Here is a 1,302-nt window from a genome sequence, read left to right on the forward strand (position 1 = left end):
TGCTAAGACGGGAATGTCTGAGGTTCAGTTTGTAACAAGAGCGGCGCAAAAAGCTGAAGCAGCAATTGGTGGTACAGGTAGGTTTGCAGGAATAGCAAAACATACCTACGCCAATAATCTTTTAAGTAGATATCAAAGTATTTATGGAAATCGAGGGTTACAGTTCAACAACTATTTCAATAATGGTGTTGGCAATAGAGGATTTTTAGATGTCGTAAATCACGGGTCTAAAACTATATATGACTTTAAGTTTGGAAGTGCTACTTGGAGGTCTGGTCAACTTCTAAAATATCAAAGAAACTTCCCAGGGTATAACATACAAATAATAAGACCGTAATGGCAGAAAATATAAAGGATATAAAGAAACAAGTTGCAGAGGATTGGCAGAATGCTTTTCCTCAATTAGTTAAATACGCCCAAAATAAATATTATAAAATATTGGGTTCGGTAATAGTGGGAATTGAACTGATAAAGCTTCCAAAAGTAGAAGAATATCGACCACATTTTGTCATCTATTCACTTTGGGGAAATAAGTGGGGAAAGGATTTGAAAGCCTGTTTATCGGCTCCAATAGTTCTCAAAGAGTTTTTCAACAGAAAAGGGCTACAGTTTTCAATATCATACTCTAAACATAGTGCTGATTTTTCAGAGGTTTTAAGAGCTGTCCAGAAGCAGCTACCCTTTTCTATGGAAGGTAATGTATCACTAAAAAAGGTGCTGTCTGCTTTTGATGAACATTCTAAAACGCCCCCATTGAGTGCGGCTCCAAATTCTTATTTACAAGCATCTCTCATGGAATCAAAACTGGAATTGGCTATATGTTCAGGTCACGAGAAACTGGTACAAGATATTTTTAGTCAAATAAAAAAGCGAAGTTGGGACTTAGACCATTTTGCACTATGGGGCATAAAATATGAAGAATGGCTCAATAGTGTAGAACATAAAATCACCAACAATAATGAACTCTTATCGAGATTAGAGACGAACAAACAGGATAAGAAACTTGAAAAGTTGCAGCAGTCAGAATTAAATTAAACTCGCTCAACGAAGTGTTCCGGGCTCTGCGAAGTTTGCAACTTCGCAGCCTACTGCATATCATTGATATGCAAATATGTAAAGCCCCTCTCCGAGGGGCCTCCCTAACGGTGTTTCATAAGGTTGAACCACATTTTTGTAACTTTTTTAAAACCTGTGACTTTTATCCCAGGTTAAAAAATGGTAAAATTTTCTTTTTTCGAGCGGCAAATGAAAATATTTTATATTTTTATACTCCCTAAGTAATTTAACCCCCCTAATAAATTA

The 1,302-nt window shown here is 36.3% G+C and carries 2 protein-coding genes; both read left to right on the forward strand.

Annotated elements, in window-relative coordinates; genetic code table 11:
* The coding region (locus ED312_RS24015; RefSeq protein WP_123218397.1) for a hypothetical protein at nucleotides 1–337 on the forward strand (337 nt) is incomplete at its 5' end.
* Nucleotides 337–1,035: a hypothetical protein gene (locus ED312_RS23140; protein WP_123218398.1), complete on the forward strand. Its 699-nt coding sequence runs from the start codon at nucleotides 337–339 to the stop codon at nucleotides 1,033–1,035. The genes ED312_RS24015 and ED312_RS23140, both read left to right, overlap by 1 nt.
* The last annotated feature ends 267 nt before the right edge of the window (nucleotides 1,036–1,302 follow it).

The organism is Sinomicrobium pectinilyticum, from assembly GCF_003725735.1.
Taxonomy (GTDB): domain Bacteria; phylum Bacteroidota; class Bacteroidia; order Flavobacteriales; family Flavobacteriaceae; genus Sinomicrobium; species Sinomicrobium pectinilyticum.